Genomic DNA, 345 nt, shown 5'->3' on the forward strand with positions numbered 1-345 from the left:
GATGTCCGGCTCGCACCTCGACTCCGTGACGGCCGGCCCCGGGATCAACGACAACGGCTCCGGTTCGGCCGCGATCCTGGAGACCGCTCTCGCCGTCTCGCGCGCCGCCTTCCAGCCCGCGAAGCATCTGCGCTTCGCCTGGTGGGGAGCGGAGGAGCTCGGGATGGTCGGGTCGAAGTACTACGTCAACCAGCTCGCCACGGCGGACCGCGCCAAGATCGCCGGATATCTGAACTTCGACATGATCGGCTCGCCCAACCCCGGGTACTTCGTCTACGACGACGACCCCACGATCGAGCAGACGTTCAAGGACTACTACGCGTCCAAGGGCATCTCCACGGCGAT

Annotated in this window: 1 protein-coding gene; it reads left to right on the top strand. The window is 66.1% G+C overall.

The window, feature by feature from the left end:
• Nucleotides 1–345: M20/M25/M40 family metallo-hydrolase (locus J0695_RS39200; RefSeq protein ID WP_206969627.1), on the top strand; the 345-nt coding region annotated here is incomplete at both ends.

Source organism: Streptomyces beijiangensis (assembly GCF_017315755.1).
Lineage (GTDB): Bacteria > Actinomycetota > Actinomycetes > Streptomycetales > Streptomycetaceae > Streptomyces > Streptomyces beijiangensis.